This window comes from Bradyrhizobium sp. SPXBL-02, assembly GCF_051853065.1.
In the GTDB taxonomy this organism is placed as follows: Bacteria; Pseudomonadota; Alphaproteobacteria; order Rhizobiales; family Xanthobacteraceae; genus Bradyrhizobium.
Genome location: NZ_CP182474.1, coordinates 1824931 through 1844120 on the forward strand (window position 1 = coordinate 1824931; position 19190 = coordinate 1844120).

Below are 19190 nucleotides of genomic sequence, written 5' to 3' on the forward strand. Positions count from 1 at the left end.
ACGAAGGATGGGCGACCTACCGGCGCGGTCGTGAGGAAAGGCGGGGGTTGGCAGCACAAGGGCGGTCGGCATGAAGCACGTCGATATCTTCAAGGCATTTTCGACCGACACCGTCAATCTAAATGAAAGCCGGGTCAAAGACCTCGAAACCAGCATTGAAGCAGTCAAAGACGCTTTACGCGCTTCCGATTGGGAACCCCACATCAAGGGGTGGATGGCGCACGGATCTTGGGCGCATAAGACGAATCATCAAGCCAGTAGATCAAGGTGAGTTCGATGCCGATCTGATTGTTTTTGTGGAGCATGTGCAGGGTTGGACGGCAGCAACGTATATTGACGAGCTTTACGCCGCGTTTCGCGCGAATGCGACATACAAGGATATGGTCAACCGGTCCTCGCACTGCGTAACGATCAGCTACGCAAACGACAAGAAGATCGACGTCGCGCCGTGCCTCACCAATCGCACCATCCTAAATCAACTCGAGGTTTGCAATAGAACCAAGGATGAGTTCGAGCGGACAGAGCCGAAGCAATATACAGATTGGCTCGTTGAGAAGAACGGTTACTCTGGAAGTAACAGCTTCCGCAAGGTCACCCGCCTCATCAAGTATCTGCGGGACATTGAGGAGAGCTTCACGTGCTCCTCCGTGTTACTCACGACGATGCGCGGCTACCATATCGCACCGACTGACAAAGACGGTGATGAGTTTGCGGACATGCCGACGGCGTTGCGAACGACTTTGGTCGCCTGGACAGCTGGCTTCAGTCAAACAAGACGAAGCCGGCCGTAAGGAACCCATTCCTCTCTAGCGAAAGATTTGCGGACACCTGGACCGACGAAAACTACAGTAAGTTTCGCGACAAGATCCACACGTATCGTGAATGGGTTGATGATGCTTACGAAGAGGAGGATCCAAACGAGAGCATCGCAAAGTGGCGCCGCGTCTTCGGTAGCGACTTCGCTAAGGGCGAGGTGCTAGAGGAGGCCCGCAGCATCACGAAGTCCTGCGTTGCCTTGTTGAAGAGCGGCACGGCGCTAGACTCCGCTTTCACCGGCGACCTCGTTGAAGCTGTGCAGCGCTTCGGCTTCAAAATCCTTCCGCCGCGCTTCTATCGGTTGCCCTATATGGATAGGCCGAGGTGGAAAGAAGCCGATCAGTTGGATTCAGTGCAGGTCAACGCTGATCTACATGAATCGGAGGAAGGAGCTTTCGTCGCGCCGGTCTCGGGACCTAACCCGCTATCCGCCGGCCGGCGGCTTCACTTCCGCGCCGTTTCAAGCTCTGGTCTTCCGTTTAACACTAATGACTATAGAGTCTATTGGCGCGTAACAAACACGGATGAAGGGCCTATCGCGCCAACGCGCTACGTGGGGAGTTTTACGGACCCGCAAAGGAGAACGGACGTTGGGAGGCGCTATCGTATCGCGGCGTGCACATGGTCGAAGCCTTCGTTGTTCGTAAGCGCGATAGCCGCCTTGTTGGCAAGAGTGGCCCGTTCCGGGTCGTAATCGGATGAGCGGAATCAGTGCCTTTCACCGTTGAGGACTCTTTGACAAGTCACCATGCGATTGTTTCGTTTGCTTTCGCTGTCGGGATAGCGTTGGCTTATTCGCCGATCTGGACAGCTGAGTCGTGCGCAGCCGGCACTGCTGTGCCGCTCAATTCACGTGCGCCGAATGCTGCGTGACAAATATCTCTTCAAATTGCGTTCCCAGGCCAGGATCGGAAAAAAATGATGCTGTCCATTTTCTTGGTCGTCGGCGACCATTCAAACATGTTGTACGGCATAGGAAGACCCTCAGCACCCGACGACGTTCCACAACCAACGGCGGTAACTTCCCTCCATCCCTCTTTCCATTCGATGCTGCCGCGAACATATCTGGTAACATGTTTGTGCTTGTGTAAGACTAGAGGCACCCGGCGGCCAGCGCGCCAACTGAGAAATTGATCTGGCGCCATTCATTTTGACGAAATATTCTTCATTTGCTCCCGCCATCTTCAGCGCCTTCTGCAGCTGAGTTTCGGCGGCTGCATCAAACGAAAATGGATGGTGATGAATCAAAGCGACTGCCAAGTATTCCCGTAACATGGGTTTCGAGACGGAGCTTCGTCTCGAATAAGGTCGCAATTTCCACCATCTGCTCTCGCGTGAAGGGGGGGACCGTATCGACACGGACCATCCCCGAAGAAAAGCCGTCAAGTCAGTTCGAGCTGATTTGGGCGATTGCGGCCTTCTCGTCCTCATTCAACTTCGAGGCAGCTGTATCAAATCGCTGCCCCACCGCCGCCAGGTTCCGAACCATTTGATCGTACTGCTGCGCCAACGTGACTTCTTTGCCGTCGACCGTGACCTTGACCGTTGCAGGATCGCCGCCTTGTGCGCGGAACGCTTTCATCGTCCCGTCCAGTTGGTCGACGGCTGATTTGGTTTGAGCCACAGCTAAGCCGCGCTTCTGAGCAAGATCGGCCCTGAGGCAGGAAAAGAGGCCGTTTGTCCTTGTAATCAGGGTCCCCTTCATCTCGGCCTTAAGCGCGTTCGCTTCGCCCTCAAGCTCCTTACCCCGCTTTTCGTAGTCGCTGTAGACCGGTACTTTACCGATCTCGATCTTCGTCAAGATGAATTCGGGAAGTTTCACGAACCACGTCTGCCGATCCATCTTAAATTCCGGAATGCCCATGATGATCTGCTGATCGGCCATTTTCGTCTCTGGTATGTCCATCTTGAACGAGCGGCGGGACATGCGGACTTCCGGGACATTTGTGATGATGTCGCTCCACTTCACCGTACAACTGAGTCCGCTGCACTTGAACTCGGGGTATTGTCCAATCTTCTTGGGAACCATGACGGTTTCTGGCACGTCGAACGAGAATTCGCGTGTATTCATCCGAAATTCCGGAAGTGAGTAAATGATCCTTTGGTCGCGCATCGTGACGGAGGGAAGATCGAATATCCATTTCTGCTCTTTCATCTCCACCTTCATCTCGAAGTTGACATCGTGCTTGTCGTCAACATCCTTCTTGAGATCGTCACCTTTTTTGCTAATGCTATCCAGGCGAGGCTTATATTCGCTTGCCACCGAACCGAGAGCCGCTTGTTCGGCTACACACACTGGCGGCGCATCGTCGGCTAACACTTGCGAAGACGTAAAGCTAATTCCGGAAATAGTCGCGGCAATCCCGAGCATCGAAAATTGAGCAAGCATTATTCCCCTCCCGTGGCAATGTAAAGTTGTGATGCGCTCGGACAGCAACTTATGGGATGGTTTCCGGCCTGTTGTCAATGATAGTTTCGCGTCAAGTTGCAGCGACGTCATGACGAGAGGGAATGGGCGGCGCGCCATATGGCGAAGCCAAAATGCATCGGTGAAAACAACGGGGAAAGCCTCGGTTCGACTGAACGAGGCTTCGTAGACAACCCGCAGCGCTGCAGCATCTGCCGCGTGAATGCATGCCCTGCGCTGACGGTCGGTGTTTGCGTCCTAAGAATGCTTGTCGGCCTCGAGCCCATGTCGGGATGCCGTACGTCGCGAGCCGGCGCGGGTGCTCTAAAGCGGGATGGGTTTATGCTGAATCGATTTGGGATTCCCAAATCAGCCGGTTTCTGATTCACCATGCTGGCTGGACGGAGGCCAGCATGGATGGGCAAGCCGTACTCTCTTGATCTTCGCAAGCGTGTTGTGGCCGCGATCGAGGGCGGGATGTCCCGCAATCAGGCCGCCAAGCAATTTGGGGTGGCAATCAGCACGGCCATCGGCTGGATGAAGCGGGTTGATGAGACTGGCAGTGTCGAGCCTAGCCAGATCGGCGGCTACAAGCCGAAGGCAATCTCGGGTGAGCACGCGGTCTGGCTGTCGCAGCGGATCAAGGACGGCGATTTCACCATACGCGGTCTCGTTGCTGAGCTCGCCGGGCGCGGCCTGAAAGTCGATTATCACTCGGTATGGGACTTCGTGCATGCCGAGAAGCTCAGCTTCAAAAAAAAGCGTGGCGGCTGGCGAACGCGATCGTCCCGAGGTCGCGCGGCGGCGAGCCCAGTGGGCAAAGTATCAAGATCGCGTCGAAGCTGAACGGCTGGTCTTCATCGACGAGACCTGGACCAGGACCGACATGGCCCCCTTGCGGGGATGGGCGCCGCGCGGGAGCAGACTCCACGCAAAAGTCCCCCACGGCCGCTGGAAGACCATGACCTTCCTGGCGGCCCTGCGCCATGACCGGATCGATGCGCCATGGTTCATCGAGGGGCCGATCGATGGCGTGAGCTTCCGCACCTATGTCGAGAAGGTTCTCCTGCCGACCCTTCAGCCCGGTGACATCGTCGTCTTGGATAATCTCGGTAGCCACAGGAGCAAAGTGGTTCGCCAGCTCATCCGTTCGGTCGGCGCCAAACTCTTCTTCCTGCCAAAATACTCGCCAGACCTGAACCCGATCGAACAAGTCTTTGCCAAGCTTAAGCACCTGGTCCGCAAAGCTGCCGCGCGAACCGTCGACGCTGTCTGCGCAGCAATCGGCCACGCACTCGATGCCTTTACCTCAGAGGAATGCGCCAACTACCTCAAAAATTCAGGCTATCGAACCTAATGTCATCACGCTTTAGGATGCCGAAAAAATGGTTACGTATTGCTGGCTAGGCGGTCCCCATTGTGCTGCGCCACATTGATCTGGAGAATTGGGGTAGGACGGGCGAAGAGGGCGCGACCGAGGCACGGCGCAAGGATGGCCGAGATCGGCAATCGAGCCTTGCTGCGTGGCGATGCACGCCTAAACGGAGAAGCGCCCGAAGCGACCAGACAAACATGACGAACAGTATATCCGGCACCTGACAAAAAGTGCTGCGTTTATCCGCCTTTAGCCATTTTGCCGCCGGCCCAGAGACCGAGGAAGGCTGCCATCACACCTACAATTCCCAGCGCGATCTTGATCATGTCGTTGACATAATCTTTCAGCTCGCTCCTCTGACGCGCAGAAATCTCGGCAATTCGCGCCTGCAGACGGTCAGATCGAGCATCTTTCCTTTGCTTACAATCCGTCTCCCATCGGCTGATTTCATCGGTGGGAGGGTCAACGAATCTTACGGTCGGTTCTTGGATATTGGTGCAAATCCGATTGGTCTCGATCCGGAAGCCTGAGATCTTCGGGACATCTGTGCAAACCTGCCTCGCAACGGTGGATTGCTCTACCCGGCCAGCGGGGCGCGGAGGGCACTGGACCTCAGGTACATCATGCTGCGCGGAGGCTGCGATTTCAGCTACCGAAAGGCGCGGAGGAGCCATCAGATAGCCCACGAAGCCAATCAACAGAAAGCCGAACGAAGTGAAGAACAGGGCCGCCCAGACGGGGGTCGAAATAGAATTGATCCTCCTTGCAGCGATTTCCTTCGCCATCGGCCGGACCCCAAAAGAAGATGTTGATCAAACTGGCACGACTTGGGCGGGCAGCCAATCGAGCATGCCGCGGGTGAAGATTATGCGAATGTCTCGACAAGTCGCAAGGGGCTGCGCAAGCGGTGCCTGGGTCATTAGCGGATGTTCAGTATCTCAAGGGTGTGAAATCAGTATCATAGTCAAAGTAGTCAATGCCTTCGCTCTTCTTAAGAAAACTCACAATCCAATAGGTCAAGGGCGTAAACATCACTTCGACCGCAACCTTTGCGGCCCAACCCCAAAAGATGGCCTGCAGCAACGCATTGGTCGGCAACACGCTCGAAAGAGCACCGACGTAGAAAATTGTCGTGTTGAAGAACTGCCCGACCAGGGTTGAGCCGACGGTACGGGTCCAGAGATACTTGCCCTTAGTCCAGAGCTTCATTTTGGCAAGAACGTAGTTGTTGGCTAGATCGCCGGCGAATACGGCTATCCAGCCGGCAACTAGGATTCGCGGCACCTGACCGAACACTGTTTCGTAGGCTGCATTGCTGGGAAAGCCTTCAGCAGGCGGCAGCACCACCACAAGCTGGTAAACGAGGCCGGCCGTGACCGAGCTCGCCATCACCAGCCAAAGGACCCGGCGAGCCCGTGCGTAGCCGTAGACCTCCGTCAGTACGTCGGAAATGACATAAGTCACAGGGAAATAGAGAACGGTGACCGAAAACTGTGCGGGTCCGAGTGCTGTGACTTTTCCGGCGGTGACATCGGAAATGAGCTGGAATGTTACATACGCGAGAACGATCGGCCAAAAGTATTTGAGTTGTGCATCGGGCTTGTCGGCGCGAAAAGACATCATCTTGCTTCCTTCATACGAACGATTTTGTCGGAGGTGAAGTCAATTACCGCGCCGGCCGCGAACAGTTCATGGTTCGCGCCCTTCATCGCGAGCCTTATCGCGTTCATGAAGGACTCAGCCTCGATGTTGCCAAGCTGGACGTAAGTTTCAGCGAGGCCTTCCTTTCGGAGGTTGCCGCGGAACACCCAAACCCTTTGCCGTTCCCCGCTCGGCTCCATGTAAAGGACGTAAGGCCAGCTGGTCCACTCACCGCTCAACGGAAGAATGGAAAACAGCTCTTCGAACGTCAGTGTCAGCACTTTCGCATTGGGGCCTGCGGCCGGCGAAAGCCGCTTCGCGATAACGTAGATGGCTTTGAAGAAATCAGATAACTCTGTCACGCTTCGGTTGTACTGCGATTGCGACACCAGGAAGATGTAGCGAATACCCTGCTGGAAATTGTCTTGGACTGCGGCTCGCAGTCCCTCCTGAGGCTCTTCGATTCTATGGGCGAGCACGATCACGGTACTCCCTGGAGGCAGTTCCTGTTCGAAGTGCGCGAGTTTAGACAGGGCGACGGTTTCGCCTGACCTGCTCGGGAATTGCGCAGCGAAAGCCGCTATCGATCGGCGGTTTTGGTAGTCGCCATAGAAATGGTAGCTCATCCAAACGGTTGCGCCGATAGACAATATTAATGCGGTGACAGCTAGAAACTCGAACATACCGTCTCTTCTATCAAAATTGATTCCATAAAGGGCGGTCGCGTCTTTCAATGCGTGGAACGTCCTCCGCCCGACCTGCTGATAGATCCAATCTGCTCGAAGACGCGGCTTTGTGCGTCGTACCAGATAGCCACGAAGGTCAGGATCAAGGCGCTTACTGCAATGCCCACTGCGCTCACGTGGACCACCTGCGATATGGTGGTGCTGTGCTTAGCCCAAAGCATGACGAACATCACCAGGGAAAGCACGCAGAGCGTAAGTGCTGTCGCGTGAATGCGTTGGGCTCCCTTGGCGATTTTGCGATAGGCCTGCGGGAGCAAGCTTGCCCTGATCAACGCGTCACAGCTCAGTATTGATGCGTAGGCGAAAAGAGCGCCGGTCGTTATGGCCTCGTGAAAGGAATCCCATGTTCCGAAGAGTGCGCCGTCCAAGTATCGAACGAGCGTCTCGATCGGACTGATGAGAACGCCGAAAATAAGCGCGTACACATAGTGCATAAACTAATCCTAGGCCGTAAGGATCGATCGTGTGTTGCGGGATTGACGCACTCGTCGCTGATAGCAATGGAGAAGGTCGCGTCTACCGGCGATAGGGCAGCCGATGGATGACACATTAGGAATCGCGGCTGTGAGCCGATCCTTTCAATTTCCGAGAAGAACAGGAATCAGTACGGCCCCTCAATTTTCGGTAATTGTTGCCATAGAGCCGCGCAAAGAGAATGCATTTTTTGGCGCAATAACGACGAGAAACTGCGCTCGGCGCAAAACACCTGCAGAAAACCGTGGGTTGGGCCTCGCATACAGCGTGATTAGACGAAGCGCTTGACGAAGTCGCTATCGTCCCCGTTCTCGTGTCTATTCGTCGGATAGGCCGGCTTCGCTTGTGCTGCGGTGGCTGGGGTTCAGGGATGTCGAGCCGCCGATCACCGACCAGCAATTCGCGCTTTTCGAGCGCCTGCGGACCATCCTGAGGTATGCTCCGCTGGAGGTGCGGGAGGCATCAACTGCTCGGGAAAGGTCAACCGCCACACGAGGGCGGCTGTCCGCGAGCTGCTGACGGACCCCGGCTTCGAACGATTGCTCGATGCCGTGGAATCAGGCAAGGACCGCGGAAGAAGAGCAGGCCAGGAGACGCGCGGAGGAAAGCGCGGTCCTTGAAGCCCGATCGGCTGAGATACTGCTGGTGCTGCTCGGCGCGCTCGCGTGGCTCGTTATTCAGAGCAACGAGATCGAGTGTCTGCGTGAAGACAATCTCTCGCTTGCATCGGCACGTGATGCCTTAGTCGGCGCCCGCGAAGCGTTGGCGAAGGAAAAGGCCAGCCTTCTGCAGGACGTCAATGCGGCCGAACGTGACCGAGATTTGGCGCGGTGCAACGAAATCAACGCCAGGGCCGACCTCCGACGCAAGATTGATGCTCACGCTGCTACGCGCCAGCAACTGTCCACCGTGCGACAGGAGCTGGATAGCGCGAGATTGGTGATCAGGAATCCGCCCCAGCCCGCCGTGGCTCCGCAGCTCGCTCCACAATCGGCGCCCCCGACAAATCCACAATCATAGGCGCTCGTGCCTTCAACACCGCGGATACGGATTGCCGATTGCGACCTGCTCGCCGCCAACTCGAACGACCCGACGAGGGTCTCGCCCGAACTCGGCGCGAGATGGCCTGACCTCAAGCGCAATCCCGGCCTCGCCATCGAAGCCTGCGAGAGGGCCATTGCCGAATTCCCATCGGAGCTGCGCTTCTTGTACCAGCGCGCACGCGCGCTTGATGCCGCCGGCAACGATGCGGCAGGGCCATTGCTCGACCAGCTTATCAGAGCGGGTTACCCGTCCGCCTTCGACAACAAGGGGCACTTCTACGCGAGAAAGAACCTCTGGCGAGAGGCGGAGCCGCACTCCGCGACGATGATCTTGCTGGCCGATGCTATCCGCGTCAACATCTGCGCGCCCGAACCTGGGGCGAAGCGGACGCCCTGTACGACGGAGCCGCCAGCACGGGACATAAGGGGCGCGGGCCGATGTGGCGAAGCGCCAAGCCGGAGGCGCCGTCGTCAAGCAGATTGGCGACATCATCTTCAGTATCCCACCGACACGTTGAGGGCTGTGCGAGGCCCATTCGAGGGCATCGACACTAAGCCGACTGAGCCGCGTGAAAGGAATGCCAGGTGCGAGCCGTTCCGAGCTAATGTCCAGAGGCGGCCCTTGAATTTGTTCGCTCGATGGTTGTAGCGTCCGCTATCATTGTTATTTAGCACCGATCGACCAGATGAAGAGCAATATTCTGTTTCCGACCGAAGAAGATGCATCTAAGTGCACTTACACGATCCCATCAAGCGCCTTGTTGGCATCGATAGTCGTCTCTCTCATTTTTTTCTTCATCAGCTCTTATGCCCGCCCCCTTCTTCCGGATACGGCTGCCGCAACGATCAGGCATGATTGGTCTGGGATGTTGGCCGCGAATCTTTTCGACAAGCCTCGCTCAATCATGTTGGGAGTTGGGTTTGTGTGCAGCGGTGTTTACAGCTTCATCTACTGGATTTTTTTAATGAGGTTCATCGACGTGGTTTGGAATCGTTTCTTCGTACGGAGGAATGATTTTCCCCTACTGCTAGGATGGATATTCCTCTATTCAGTCTACTTACTGTTCATCGTTCTGGAATGGCCAACACGTTGGTGGGTCATTATGCCAGCAACCTGGTTGCTGACGGTGATTCTTTTGGCGACAAGGGTTAAGGCTTTTCGGAAAATGCTCCTCGCGCAAGGTTTCGAGCTGGAGCAGGATATCGTTTACAAGCGAGAACCTGAGCCAAAGCTCGATCGCACCTATACTACTCAATGGCGACTGCTATTGGCGCTGCGTCGGAATTACTTAGTGAAGGAGCCTCTTTTTGCCATTTCTGTGGTTGCTACGATAGCGATAGCAGAAGGTTCTCGAGGTTCGTTCGGTACCGACGACCAGTTACTGTTTGCGGGTATTTATTCTGCAGGCTCGTCGCTTTTAGTTATACAATTTTTGATTACGAACGCGGGCCGAGTGTTATCGGGCCTTTACCGAATACGTGAGAGAGCGGAAATGAACGATGCCGATTATTTTGATAGTATTGTGAGGTAAGGCATCGCCCCACCTTCACACCTAAGAGTGGCTTCGGCGCCGCAAGTGGCGTTCGTGCCGCGTATAAAAGTACATTCCGACCACGGTTAGGAATGCGACTAGCAGTGGTCCAAAAAGAGAAAGCAACAGCAGTGCATCTTGCTTCATTAAGATGGCTCCCTTTGCACATTAGGTAATCTGTGCTGACCTAATATGCAATGCTCGTCAACGGAGTTGTACGCTTTTGCTGCGACTGAGGCTAGAAGGTTTCAGGATCAAAACAGTTAACGTCAGCCGGGTTTTTCTTGAAAGACGTAGTTCTTGCAGATCTGAATCCGTGGACTAACCGGTCAAGCGGTTGCTGGTTCGGTTGTTGAAAGCAGTTGCTGGCCACCCTGCAGCGGGACAATCGCCAAGCGGCTTGTTGGCTGCTATCGCATTTTCCTCCGCTATCCTGGTAGGGGCGTGTGATCGTCTAACGCTTGGTGCTACTGCGACTATCCTCGGGCTTCCGCGCTCCCTGCGCTGAGCTCTATTGCGATCACGCTCCGTCGATGAAGGCGGGTTCGACCCTGGCTAACGCTCTCGGCTCTGCGACGATGGCGAGCAGATAGGAGCTCTTCCGATCCGGCGTACGACGAGACAGAAACGTCAGCGGGGCTGACCGCTCTCGCGCTTCAACCGGATCGGATGGCCGCAAAGCTGGATCAGCCGGTGCCGAGTTCTACCTCGAGCAATGCGATCCGGGCGTCTCCGCGGCCTCGGCCAGTAGCGGTGAGCCAAGCCTTATTCGGGCTTGGCTCCGCAATCGCTCGGGATCTGGGCATGGGGCTACTCCTCCACTTCGTCGACCTTCGGATCGCGAACGACCAGGCGACCGTTCAGGGGCAGGGCGCTCAGCGTGATGTTGAGGCCCTTGCCGTCATGGTGCTCCCAGGCGGCACCGATGTGTGCGTTTCATTTGTCTTCTCCCGTTTTGGTTTTGCCGGCTGCGCCAATCGCGGCGGACGGGAAATCTCGAGGGAACGAGGAGACAGCAGCGGCGCAACGGAGGGTTCGGCCGAGGGCTCCCCTGGAATACGGCTGGATGCCTTGCACGGGTACGCCTCGGGCCCAGTTTCCCCGTCCTTCTGGCTGCGTGTTGGGTCGGACGACCACAACGGGAGTACCCATGGGACGCATCAGAGCCGCGCCAGGATCGGTTTTGTCGTCAGGGACGAGGTTACCCAGCCTGGACGCGGAGGAGCCAAACGTAAGCACGACGTCGAGGCGAAAATCCATCTCGCCTCGCCTTCCGAAAGGTGGCGCTACCGCTCGTCCTCCTACCGGCGAATGGAGAAGGTGGCGGTCCGAGGTTCGACATCGGACGGATTCCGGGGCGTGCACCTCTGTGCTCAGGCCGGAAGCCAAGTTCACGGCTGAGCGGACGTTCGGGTCCGGCCTTTGCCGGCATGTTGCGGCCATGTTGCTCCATGCCGGCGGTTTGTTGCGCTTCACGTGGTTGGTCGCCGTCCTGCTGCTGCGGGCTGGCTGCCTGGCGTGCAAGATCATCTACGCTCTGCTTCGTTTTGGCAGCCTCAGCCGCCGGGGGCGCTCTCGGCTCCGCGAGGTTCGCGAGCCGGCGGGAGCTCTTCCGGTCTGGCGTACGACGAGGAGAAGGACCCATCGTCGGCCGGGTAGGCCGTTCTTTTTTGCGCTTCAACTGGGACGGCATGATCACCTGTTCGCCCCGATGGGCGCCGGCAAAGGCATCAGCGTGGTGATCCCCAACCTACTCGACTATCGCGGCTCGGTGGTCTGCACCGACATCAAGGGCTAGAACAGCGCCATCACCCGGCGGCGCCGCGACAGCGTCGGCATAGTCCGCATCCTTGACACCACCACTCCCGACCGGTCCGTCCACTTCAACCCGCATGATATGATCCGCGCCGGCACGTTGCACGAACGCGACGATGCGGAAGCGCTGGCGCGCCTGATGATCATCCCCAAGGAGAAGACAAGCCACTGGGACGCCAAGGCCGAAGGTCTGGCCTGCCTGATCCTCCACGTGGTCCGCTTCGAGCACGAACGCCGCAATCTGGCCGAGGTGCGAACCCTGTCGACGCTGCCGCCAGAGTCGTTCAAGGAGCTGCTACGCGAGACGCCACCAGCGGCTCCCGCGCCGCCGCCGAAATCGCCGCGAGCTTCCTCTCGATGGACGAGAGCGAAGAGTTCAGGAGCATGCTTTCCAAGGCCGAAAAAGGCACCCGCGTTTGGACCGCAGGCGGTCCCGCAAGCGAGATCAGCCGCTGCTCCGACTGCGACCTGGGTAGGCTCATAACGGAAGTAAAGGCCATCTACCTGGCGGTCGACGAGGAGAAGCTGGACATCTACGCAGGATTTCTGCGGGTGATGGTCGGCAACCTACCGCTCCTGGCCGCACTGGCATTGGCGAAGGCCCTATGATCGGTGGCCACCCGCCAGCGAAGACGCGCACGCCCCTGACATGCAGATGCGGGAGATCCTGGCGCGAGTACCCGAAGCGGTTCGACCAGACCGTTGCGCGTACAAGCTGGTTCTCGCGCAGATGCAGAAGCTCAAAGAACAACTGGTCAAGCTCCGAGCCTGGGAGCGCACGTTGGCACGGGCGTCAGCGTGCTGCGCAAATTCAATGGCTTATCCTCAACGGCTCGAAATTTCAGGCTTCGGCCACGAGGGTGCAGCGGCACATCGCCCCGGCTGAGAGCGCGTCAAGCTCACTATGTCGCGAAAATCCGGGAGTCCGAAGTTGCTGCGGGACCGCGGGAGGATCGCGCGTCCGCGGCAGGCCCCTTGAGTTGAACTGGGCACGGCTGCCGGATCCATAAGCTGCAAATCTGCGGCTTATACCCGCTAGGATAACCGCAGCAGCCTGCGGTAGCCGGCCGTGTCGGCCAGCAAACGATTGGCTGCCTTGGTCATCGCAAGCTTCTTCAAGTCTGGCAGCTGCGAGCGGCGCAGAAGCAGTTCATGTCTCAAGAACTTGCCGGCACCGATCACTTTCGCCTCGAAGCCGGTCCGCTGCACCTTCATGATGACAAGCAAGGATGTCGGAACGGCAACGAGGTGTCCATCCTGCGCGATTCGCCGAGGCACTCCTTCCTGACCCTCAGAACGGTCGAGCACAATCTCGCCCAGTCGACAGAACGCTTCAAATAAGCGGCTGCAAGTACTGATTGGCTTCTGCGTCGGGTGCAGGGGATTTTCTTGTACTCACAGGAAAGACCGGTGCGACCGGTAGCTTCGCGTCACAATTCGAACGGGTCGCCACCAGGTAGCGGATCGACCACTCTGCTTTTAGGGCCGCGTCTTGCCAATTCAAATGGATCGCCACCTGGAAGCGGGTCGACCATGGCGGCCAACTCCGTCAAGAGTCGCCCGGCATGATGCAGTACAGCCGCGCGAGGCGTTCTCGTGTCGGCCGCTAACCAGGTTTCCGTAACAAGTGCTGTCGGCAGATCGACTCTGGCAGCGCGTACATTCGCTCTTCGTTTGCGATATTCGCTGCGATGCATAGTGCGATCTTCGACCTCATGAAAATGGCGCTCCTTGTGGCGCGAGCCGAAGATTTCTCGAGCTGCTGAACCGTTGCTGACGATTTGATAACCGTTTTTCAAAGTCTGGAACGGTTTGCTGACCTTGTTAAGATGATCAAATCGGACCGACCGCGGCTTATGCCAGGACTCGAAGAAAGAAGGATAGACGAAGTTGCTCACGGCGATGCCGTCGATTTCATACTCCCCGTCCTCCACCGCGTCACACATTTCGTAAGCGTAAAAAAGGCTGTTGCTGCCTTGAGCCCACATCTGCGCGCCGGGATCGATCAACATTTCGAGCAACTCATGGGACGTGGTGACGCTCACCTTCTCCCCGGCCGCGACGGTACTCTTGACGAAGACCTTCGACACAGGCTGTCCGTCCTTAGTCAGATCATGATAACCGAGGGCATCGGCCGCATCAGAATCATCCAGAAAGACAATTTGCCATTCATCGGGCTTCGGCTTGTCGGCAATCTGAAGCTTCGCAGGATAACCCCATATGGGTACGAAATCTCGCTCCAATTGCTTTTCTAATGCTGCCACCAGTTTCTTGAGGTCGACCTCAAGGGGTGCCTTCGCCAGATTGACAAAAGTTATGGTCGGAAATTTCCCTTGATTGAATGCGGCTGCTCTAATCATCGCGAAGCTCCTTCGAGTAGCGGTTAAAAAGGGTTAGGTCTTCATGCGCGGGGGAAATCACAAATCACCAAATGGATCTTCATCTTTGTCACGCGGAATTGGGTCCACCACCCTAGGCGTTCGGGTCTTCGTCTTTGGTCGCTTGATGACCAGTGTTTTTGCCTTCTTTGTGCGCCTGGAGGGGCGAGGTGGGGCGCGCTTTTGGGCTTTCGAGGTTGATTTTGCCATTCGGAGGTGATCCCTTATGGAGCGCGAATGAGTTGCAGCTCGCGACTTTTCAGTTGGTCGACTGCCCTGGCCGCAAGTTCTTCGGCCCAATTACGAGCCTGCGCAGTAAGAGTAGCTCCAACAAATATCTCGTCCGCCGGTAGGCGTGGCGTGCGGACAGGGCGGGGCGGCAACCTTGCCATGCGCACGGAAGGGGAGACGACGGAGGCATCGCCGCTTCGTTCTCGGGAGAAGAGGTAGCTACGCAGCGAAGTAAGATAAGCTAGGACGTCCTTATCTACAGCAAGGCCCACAGTGACTTTATGGGTGTCCGTCCGGTTTAGCGAACCAGTAAGCGAAGCGTCGGCGAGTTGGAAGCCTGAGCCGACGGGTGTAAAGGTGACCTTGGGCGTTGATGATCCGTCAATTGTCGTCGTGAAGGTAAGTTTATCTGCAATGGTTGGAGCGCCGATCGCGCCGGCTGCGGCGTCCTTTTCAGACAACTGCCCAAGATAAACCAGCTCGAAGAAGGTCTTCACAAGTTCGTCGACACCGATATGGCCGGCGATAGGATAGACGTAGTTGGCCTGCTTTATTTGCCCGTCGCAGTATCGGTGACCTCGAACAGGCACATTCACTCTTACTAAGAGCTCGCTGAAGGTGTCGGTGATCGTGAAGGAACGCTCGTTCGTTCGGTTCCTGTTGAAATCGCCTGACACAGCAAGTGTCAATTTTCGTGCCCAAGGACCCAACAGGTTCACGGTGGTGCCAAGATCATTTTGTTCACTCATGGTGAGATCAAAATTGTAAGCAATCGCGGTCGAGTAGATCACCCGGTAAAAATTTCGCACTTGTTCATATTTCGGACCCGGAAATCGATCTGGATTGAAGTTGCTAATCGAGTCGGGGTCCGCTTCGTAATCCGCTAGTACTTGTCGAGCGATTGGATCGCCGAGTTGATCATCATGATCGGTGGCAAGTCGCGTAAGTTGTCGGATCAGAAACTGTAACGCGGCCTCGCGCGTTTCACAGCGGATTTGTCGAGCAATATGATACGTATTTACACCTGTGACGTCTTCTGGCAGCGGATGGATAGAGCAACTCACCAACAGAAATGCGGCCGCACTCGCGGCAAGTATTCGAATAAACATCGGATGTCCCCTGGCAACGTCTAATCCTCTGATTGTACGCACATTCTGGTTGTTGTGTATGTCGTATTCGCGCAACAGGCAATGAAATTCAGAAATCGGAGATACAAACCGTGCTACCGCGCGCGGTACCGATGGCGATAGTACTTCTGGTTTCTCCGCTGGCCTGGCTGCCTCCGGCGATTTTTGAAGCGAGGCGATGTTAGGCGCTCGTGAAGGTGGGGCCGCAGTCGGCGTTAAAGCTCACTAGCCGCGCCGCCCCTGAGAAGTAGGCCGAGCCGACCCGGCGTCAAATTCATCGGCCACGTAATACGCGCTTCCTGCGACGCAACGGCTGAAGGCCCTTAGGGACGCTCTTGGGAGTTCTCGTACGCTCGGGTGGCCGATCAAAGAGCTTCGATAAATGGACGCCCAGCGTTCCGGAGATGAGGTCGAGAAGGTCAATTGTTGTATTTTTCGCTTCTCGCTCAAGACTGGCCAGGTAGGAGACGTTCAATCCCAGCCTCATAAGCCAATTTTACATGCGAAAGACTGCGTTGTAAGCGGATGCGACGCACATTCCTAGCCACAAACGCACGACGTTTCAGGCGCCCAGCCATGGCATTCGGCCAGCCGTCAAGCCACTGGCTGTAGGCCTCCCTGGTCTGACGCAATCAACGATCGATACTCAAACCACCTTTAATCTAAGCACGGTCTCGCAAAGGTTGTTAACCTGCTGCGAGAATTCGTTCAAGTCAACGCGCCTGGAAGCGCGCGAATGGCAACGTTGATGTCGGCAGCGGCTTCGCTTGTTGAAATACTGCGCGACACCGGCGAGAATCGCTGAAGTTCTGCGCCGCTTGCAGGCTAATCATGTCGCGGACTAGTCTAGCAAGGTTATGCTGGGGGTCTGATGGATTTCAGCGCGGTTTGTATCGTCGGCCTGGTTGTGACTGGCGTAGCGACGATCGGCTTCTTCGGTGCAAACCATAAGTTCAGGGCGGCGGTCGACCGGGCGGTCGCCCCGATGAAGGTCCCTGAGCGGCGATGGCGCGGATATAGCGCCCAGGACCTGAACGAGTTCAGGATAGCCGCGCTCAAACAGCCGACAGCGCTCGGGAAATCTGCGCTCGATCTGTATCGCGACCGTGTGTTGCTACTTGATATGGGTTTCGCCGTTGCCTTGGGCCTTTTCAGCCTGCTGTCTTGGGTTGTGGCTACGCAGCAAGCCGGCTCGTCGTTCGTGTCGTCCCTCGCGATGTTCTGCGGAATGGCGGGCGTCATCTACGGTCTGTCCGACCTGGGTGAGGATATCATCCTTCGGATGCTTCTCCAGCCTGGACGCGCTATCCGCGATGACGATGCCAAGAGAGCGACTGCTCTTACGTGGTTGAAGTTCGCAACGATCTGCATATCCATTGTCGGAGCTGTAGTGTTCGCGCTCCTGTCCATTGTGCTAAAGGCGATGCCATCCAATGCCAAGTCATAGAGCTTGGTAGGCGAACATGTCGGCCTTGCTCTCGCGACACTCGGTTCGACTCTGCCCTCCCGACGCAGTGCGCTTGAGAGGCGCGCGGCTAATTTTTGATGGGTGAGCCGGGCCGCTTGCGCGGCCCGGGCCAATGATCGGCAGGCCTCGGTTCAAGGAGGGAGAGCATCGCTCGACTCGCTCCTGGGTGCGCTCAGCACTTTCAGTACTGCTGCACCTAGTAGCAACGTCCGTGCCAGGATCGTCTGCGCGCCTTAGGTGCCTAATTGCGCATGAATAGCTCAACGGCAGTTCACCGCGACCAGTGTTTTGAACCCGATGGCTTTGTGCCGCTGTCGGAACTTGAACAAGAGTTGCGCACTTCGCGCCGCCAGAAAACTGATTTGATGTTGTGAGCCGCCGGAAGGAGACTTGGTAATCCCTGCTCCCCAAATTACTTCCGGTAACGATCCCTCGCGCCAGACTTGCGGCCGCAGAGACGGTTGCCCGATGGATTCCGGGTTCGCGACTGCGTCGCGCCCCCGACATGCCTCGGACGTGTCGTTCGACCAGAGTCGGGAGTACCCTGCCAACAAACACGCGCAGAAGCGCCTTGCGGTCCCGTCCAATTGCAGGACACCCCGCGCGCTAGCATCGACCAACGGCCCTGGTGAAAATATAAGGGAGGCTACGGGGCGCGAAAGCGCCGGATGGGGCAACCGTAAACATTTGCCACGGCATTCCAGACAATTTTAAGAATGTTGGCTATCTGGACGATTCAAGTATCGTGCTGAAAGCTCTCCATATTTTAGCCCGCCGGGGCGTTAACACACCGCCGCGAAGCGGGGAGTAGTTAGCGATGGACAATGTGATTAGTGAAATTGCCGGACCGAGGCTGAAGACTTTCGGGCGTCTGAAGATGACGCCGCGCGTATGCGTGGCCGACAGCAAGCGTCATCTGCGCGCTTTCATGAGCGAGGTGCTCGAGGATCTCGGCTTCGTCACCAGCGAATGCAGCAGCGAGCGAGCTACAAACCATCCTTACCGCCGATCTGCCGGACCTGATCGTGCTTAGCATTGCCGCCGACCGCATCGAGCCCGGCCAACTCCTCGAAATTCTTGTACGCGAGGCCTTCGAGGGAAAGGTTCTCGCTGTCGGCGCGCCCGATTCGATCATCGTGAAGGCGGTGCAGCAGGTTGGCGAGGAATATGGGCTTACGATGCTGCCGCCGCTCACTCCCTTTGCCGCCGACACGCTCCGGGAGCGCGTGGCGATGCTGTTGCCCGAGGAGCCGGTCCCGAGCCCGGCTGTGCACGTCGGCGAGGCGCTGCATGGGGGCTGGCTCGAGCTCTGGTATCAGTCGAAAATCGAGGCGCGCTCGCTGGTTCGCCGTGGCGCCGAGGCGATGGTGCGAATGCGGCACCCGACCTGGGGCGTGATCCCGCCAGCTTATTTCATTCCGGAGGGGCACGATCCATATTTCTGCGACTTGTCCGAGTTCGTGATTGAGCGCGCCCTGCAGGATTGGCATTATCTTGGAACGGCAGAGCGCGGTCGATCTATCGATCAACCTGCCGGCACCGTATCTGAGAAAGCCGCAGGCCGTCCGTGACCTGTGCCGCCGGATGCCGATGCATCCAGCCTTCGGTGGGCTGACGATTGAGATCGCCAGCAATGAGGCGATCCACGAGCTCGATTTCCTGGCTCGCGAGATGAGCTTCCACAATATCGGCCTGTCGATCGACAATCTCGGTGCCAACTGGCCGGAGCTGATGGGACTGGACAGGATTCCCTTTATCAAGCTGAAAGCCGACCGGCAATTTGTCGCCGGCTGTGCCAAGGACCGGCTGAAACGCACGGTGTGCCGTCACATCGTCGAGCTCGCACAGGGGTACGGCGCGCGCGCCGTAGCGGAAGGCGTCGAGAGCGGGACTGATCTGGTGGCGGTGAGCGAGCTCGGCTTCGACCTCGTCCAGGGCTATTTGTTCGGCAAGCCGATGCCGCTAAAGAAGTTTGCTAGAAGCGCTTTGACACGGACCGTGATGAAGCAGTGAGGGCGCGAGGGCTTCACACATCGCGCCGCGCGAAGAACACGCAGACGACCAACAGCGCTGCCGCGGCGACTATGCTCCAGGCGACCGGCCCCGTGGCGTCCGCTGTCTGCATAAGGCACGCGAT

Annotated in this window: 16 protein-coding genes and 2 pseudogenes; 10 read left to right on the forward strand and 8 right to left on the reverse strand. The window is 57.1% G+C overall.

Going from position 1 to position 19190, the window contains the following annotated elements; all coding sequences use genetic code 11:
* Positions 1–70 precede the first annotated feature (70 nt).
* From ACNJYD_RS08450 to ACNJYD_RS08460, 3 genes and pseudogenes are all read left to right on the forward strand, one after another.
* Positions 71–271, forward strand: a complete 201-nt coding sequence (locus ACNJYD_RS08450; protein WP_439365953.1) for an SMODS domain-containing nucleotidyltransferase — start codon at positions 71–73, stop codon at positions 269–271.
* A 34-nt stretch (positions 272–305) separates the two neighbouring features.
* On the forward strand, positions 306–791 hold the full coding sequence (locus ACNJYD_RS08455; protein ID WP_439367429.1) for an SMODS domain-containing nucleotidyltransferase: 486 nt from the start codon (positions 306–308) through the stop codon (positions 789–791).
* A 616-nt stretch (positions 792–1407) separates the two neighbouring features.
* A pseudogene (locus ACNJYD_RS08460) lies at positions 1408–1518 on the forward strand (hypothetical protein); the annotation flags it as partial.
* 685 nt (positions 1519–2203) lie between these two features.
* Here ACNJYD_RS08460 and ACNJYD_RS08465 read toward each other — a convergent pair.
* Positions 2204–3205 (reverse strand): hypothetical protein, encoded by a 1002-nt coding sequence (locus ACNJYD_RS08465; protein WP_439365954.1) that lies wholly within the window; start codon positions 3203–3205, stop codon positions 2204–2206.
* Between the two features lie 435 nt (positions 3206–3640).
* On the opposite strand from ACNJYD_RS08465, the gene ACNJYD_RS08470 reads away from it, so the two are divergent.
* Positions 3641–4580 (forward strand): IS630 family transposase gene (locus ACNJYD_RS08470; protein WP_409241862.1). Its coding sequence is split into 2 segments (ribosomal slippage): positions 3641–3976 and positions 3978–4580, totalling 939 coding nucleotides; the frame shifts between segments, so codons are not numbered across the junction.
* Between the two features lie 257 nt (positions 4581–4837).
* Here ACNJYD_RS08470 and ACNJYD_RS08475 read toward each other — a convergent pair.
* From ACNJYD_RS08475 to ACNJYD_RS08490, 4 genes are all read right to left on the reverse strand, one after another.
* Entirely contained in the window at positions 4838–5383 is a 546-nt protein-coding gene (locus ACNJYD_RS08475; RefSeq protein WP_439365955.1) for a hypothetical protein, read from the reverse strand.
* 145 nt (positions 5384–5528) lie between these two features.
* Positions 5529–6221, reverse strand: a complete 693-nt coding sequence (locus ACNJYD_RS08480) for a queuosine precursor transporter (RefSeq protein ID WP_439365956.1) — start codon at positions 6219–6221, stop codon at positions 5529–5531.
* Positions 6218–6973, reverse strand: a complete 756-nt coding sequence (locus ACNJYD_RS08485; protein WP_439365957.1) for a hypothetical protein — start codon at positions 6971–6973, stop codon at positions 6218–6220. The genes ACNJYD_RS08480 and ACNJYD_RS08485 overlap by 4 nt, the downstream gene beginning before the upstream one ends.
* On the reverse strand, positions 6970–7419 hold the full coding sequence (locus ACNJYD_RS08490) for a hypothetical protein (protein ID WP_439365958.1): 450 nt from the start codon (positions 7417–7419) through the stop codon (positions 6970–6972). Before ACNJYD_RS08490 ends, ACNJYD_RS08485 begins: the two co-directional genes overlap by 4 nt.
* A gap of 586 nt (positions 7420–8005) precedes the next feature.
* Between ACNJYD_RS08490 and ACNJYD_RS08495 the strand changes: the two genes are divergently transcribed.
* The 4 genes from ACNJYD_RS08495 (at position 8006) to ACNJYD_RS08510 (ending at position 12458) form a co-directional block, all read left to right on the forward strand.
* Positions 8006–8479 carry a hypothetical protein gene (locus tag ACNJYD_RS08495; RefSeq protein WP_439365959.1) on the forward strand — a complete coding sequence of 158 codons (474 nt, stop codon included), beginning with the start codon at positions 8006–8008 and terminating at the stop codon, positions 8477–8479.
* A 709-nt stretch (positions 8480–9188) separates the two neighbouring features.
* On the forward strand, positions 9189–10034 hold the full coding sequence (locus ACNJYD_RS08500) for a hypothetical protein (RefSeq protein ID WP_439365960.1): 846 nt from the start codon (positions 9189–9191) through the stop codon (positions 10032–10034).
* A 1441-nt stretch (positions 10035–11475) separates the two neighbouring features.
* Positions 11476–11832 (forward strand): type IV secretory system conjugative DNA transfer family protein, encoded by a 357-nt coding sequence (locus tag ACNJYD_RS08505; RefSeq protein WP_439365961.1) that lies wholly within the window; start codon positions 11476–11478, stop codon positions 11830–11832.
* Positions 11833–12206: 374 nt separating this feature from the next.
* On the forward strand, positions 12207–12458 hold the full coding sequence (locus tag ACNJYD_RS08510; protein WP_439365962.1) for a hypothetical protein: 252 nt from the start codon (positions 12207–12209) through the stop codon (positions 12456–12458).
* A 426-nt stretch (positions 12459–12884) separates the two neighbouring features.
* Here ACNJYD_RS08510 and ACNJYD_RS08515 read toward each other — a convergent pair whose 3' ends face one another.
* The 3 genes from ACNJYD_RS08515 to ACNJYD_RS08525 form a co-directional block, all read right to left on the reverse strand.
* Positions 12885–13157, reverse strand: coding sequence for a hypothetical protein (locus ACNJYD_RS08515; RefSeq protein WP_439365963.1), 273 nt, complete (start codon positions 13155–13157; stop codon positions 12885–12887).
* 122 nt (positions 13158–13279) lie between these two features.
* Positions 13280–14209 (reverse strand): hypothetical protein, encoded by a 930-nt coding sequence (locus ACNJYD_RS08520; protein WP_439365964.1) that lies wholly within the window; start codon positions 14207–14209, stop codon positions 13280–13282.
* A gap of 242 nt (positions 14210–14451) precedes the next feature.
* On the reverse strand, positions 14452–15567 hold the full coding sequence (locus tag ACNJYD_RS08525) for a hypothetical protein (protein WP_439365965.1): 1116 nt from the start codon (positions 15565–15567) through the stop codon (positions 14452–14454).
* An 889-nt stretch (positions 15568–16456) separates the two neighbouring features.
* Here ACNJYD_RS08525 and ACNJYD_RS08530 point away from each other — a divergent pair.
* Positions 16457–17032 (forward strand): hypothetical protein, encoded by a 576-nt coding sequence (locus ACNJYD_RS08530; protein ID WP_439365966.1) that lies wholly within the window; start codon positions 16457–16459, stop codon positions 17030–17032.
* Between the two features lie 838 nt (positions 17033–17870).
* Positions 17871–19066 (forward strand): annotated as a pseudogene (locus tag ACNJYD_RS08535) (EAL domain-containing protein).
* Positions 19067–19190 lie beyond the last annotated feature (124 nt).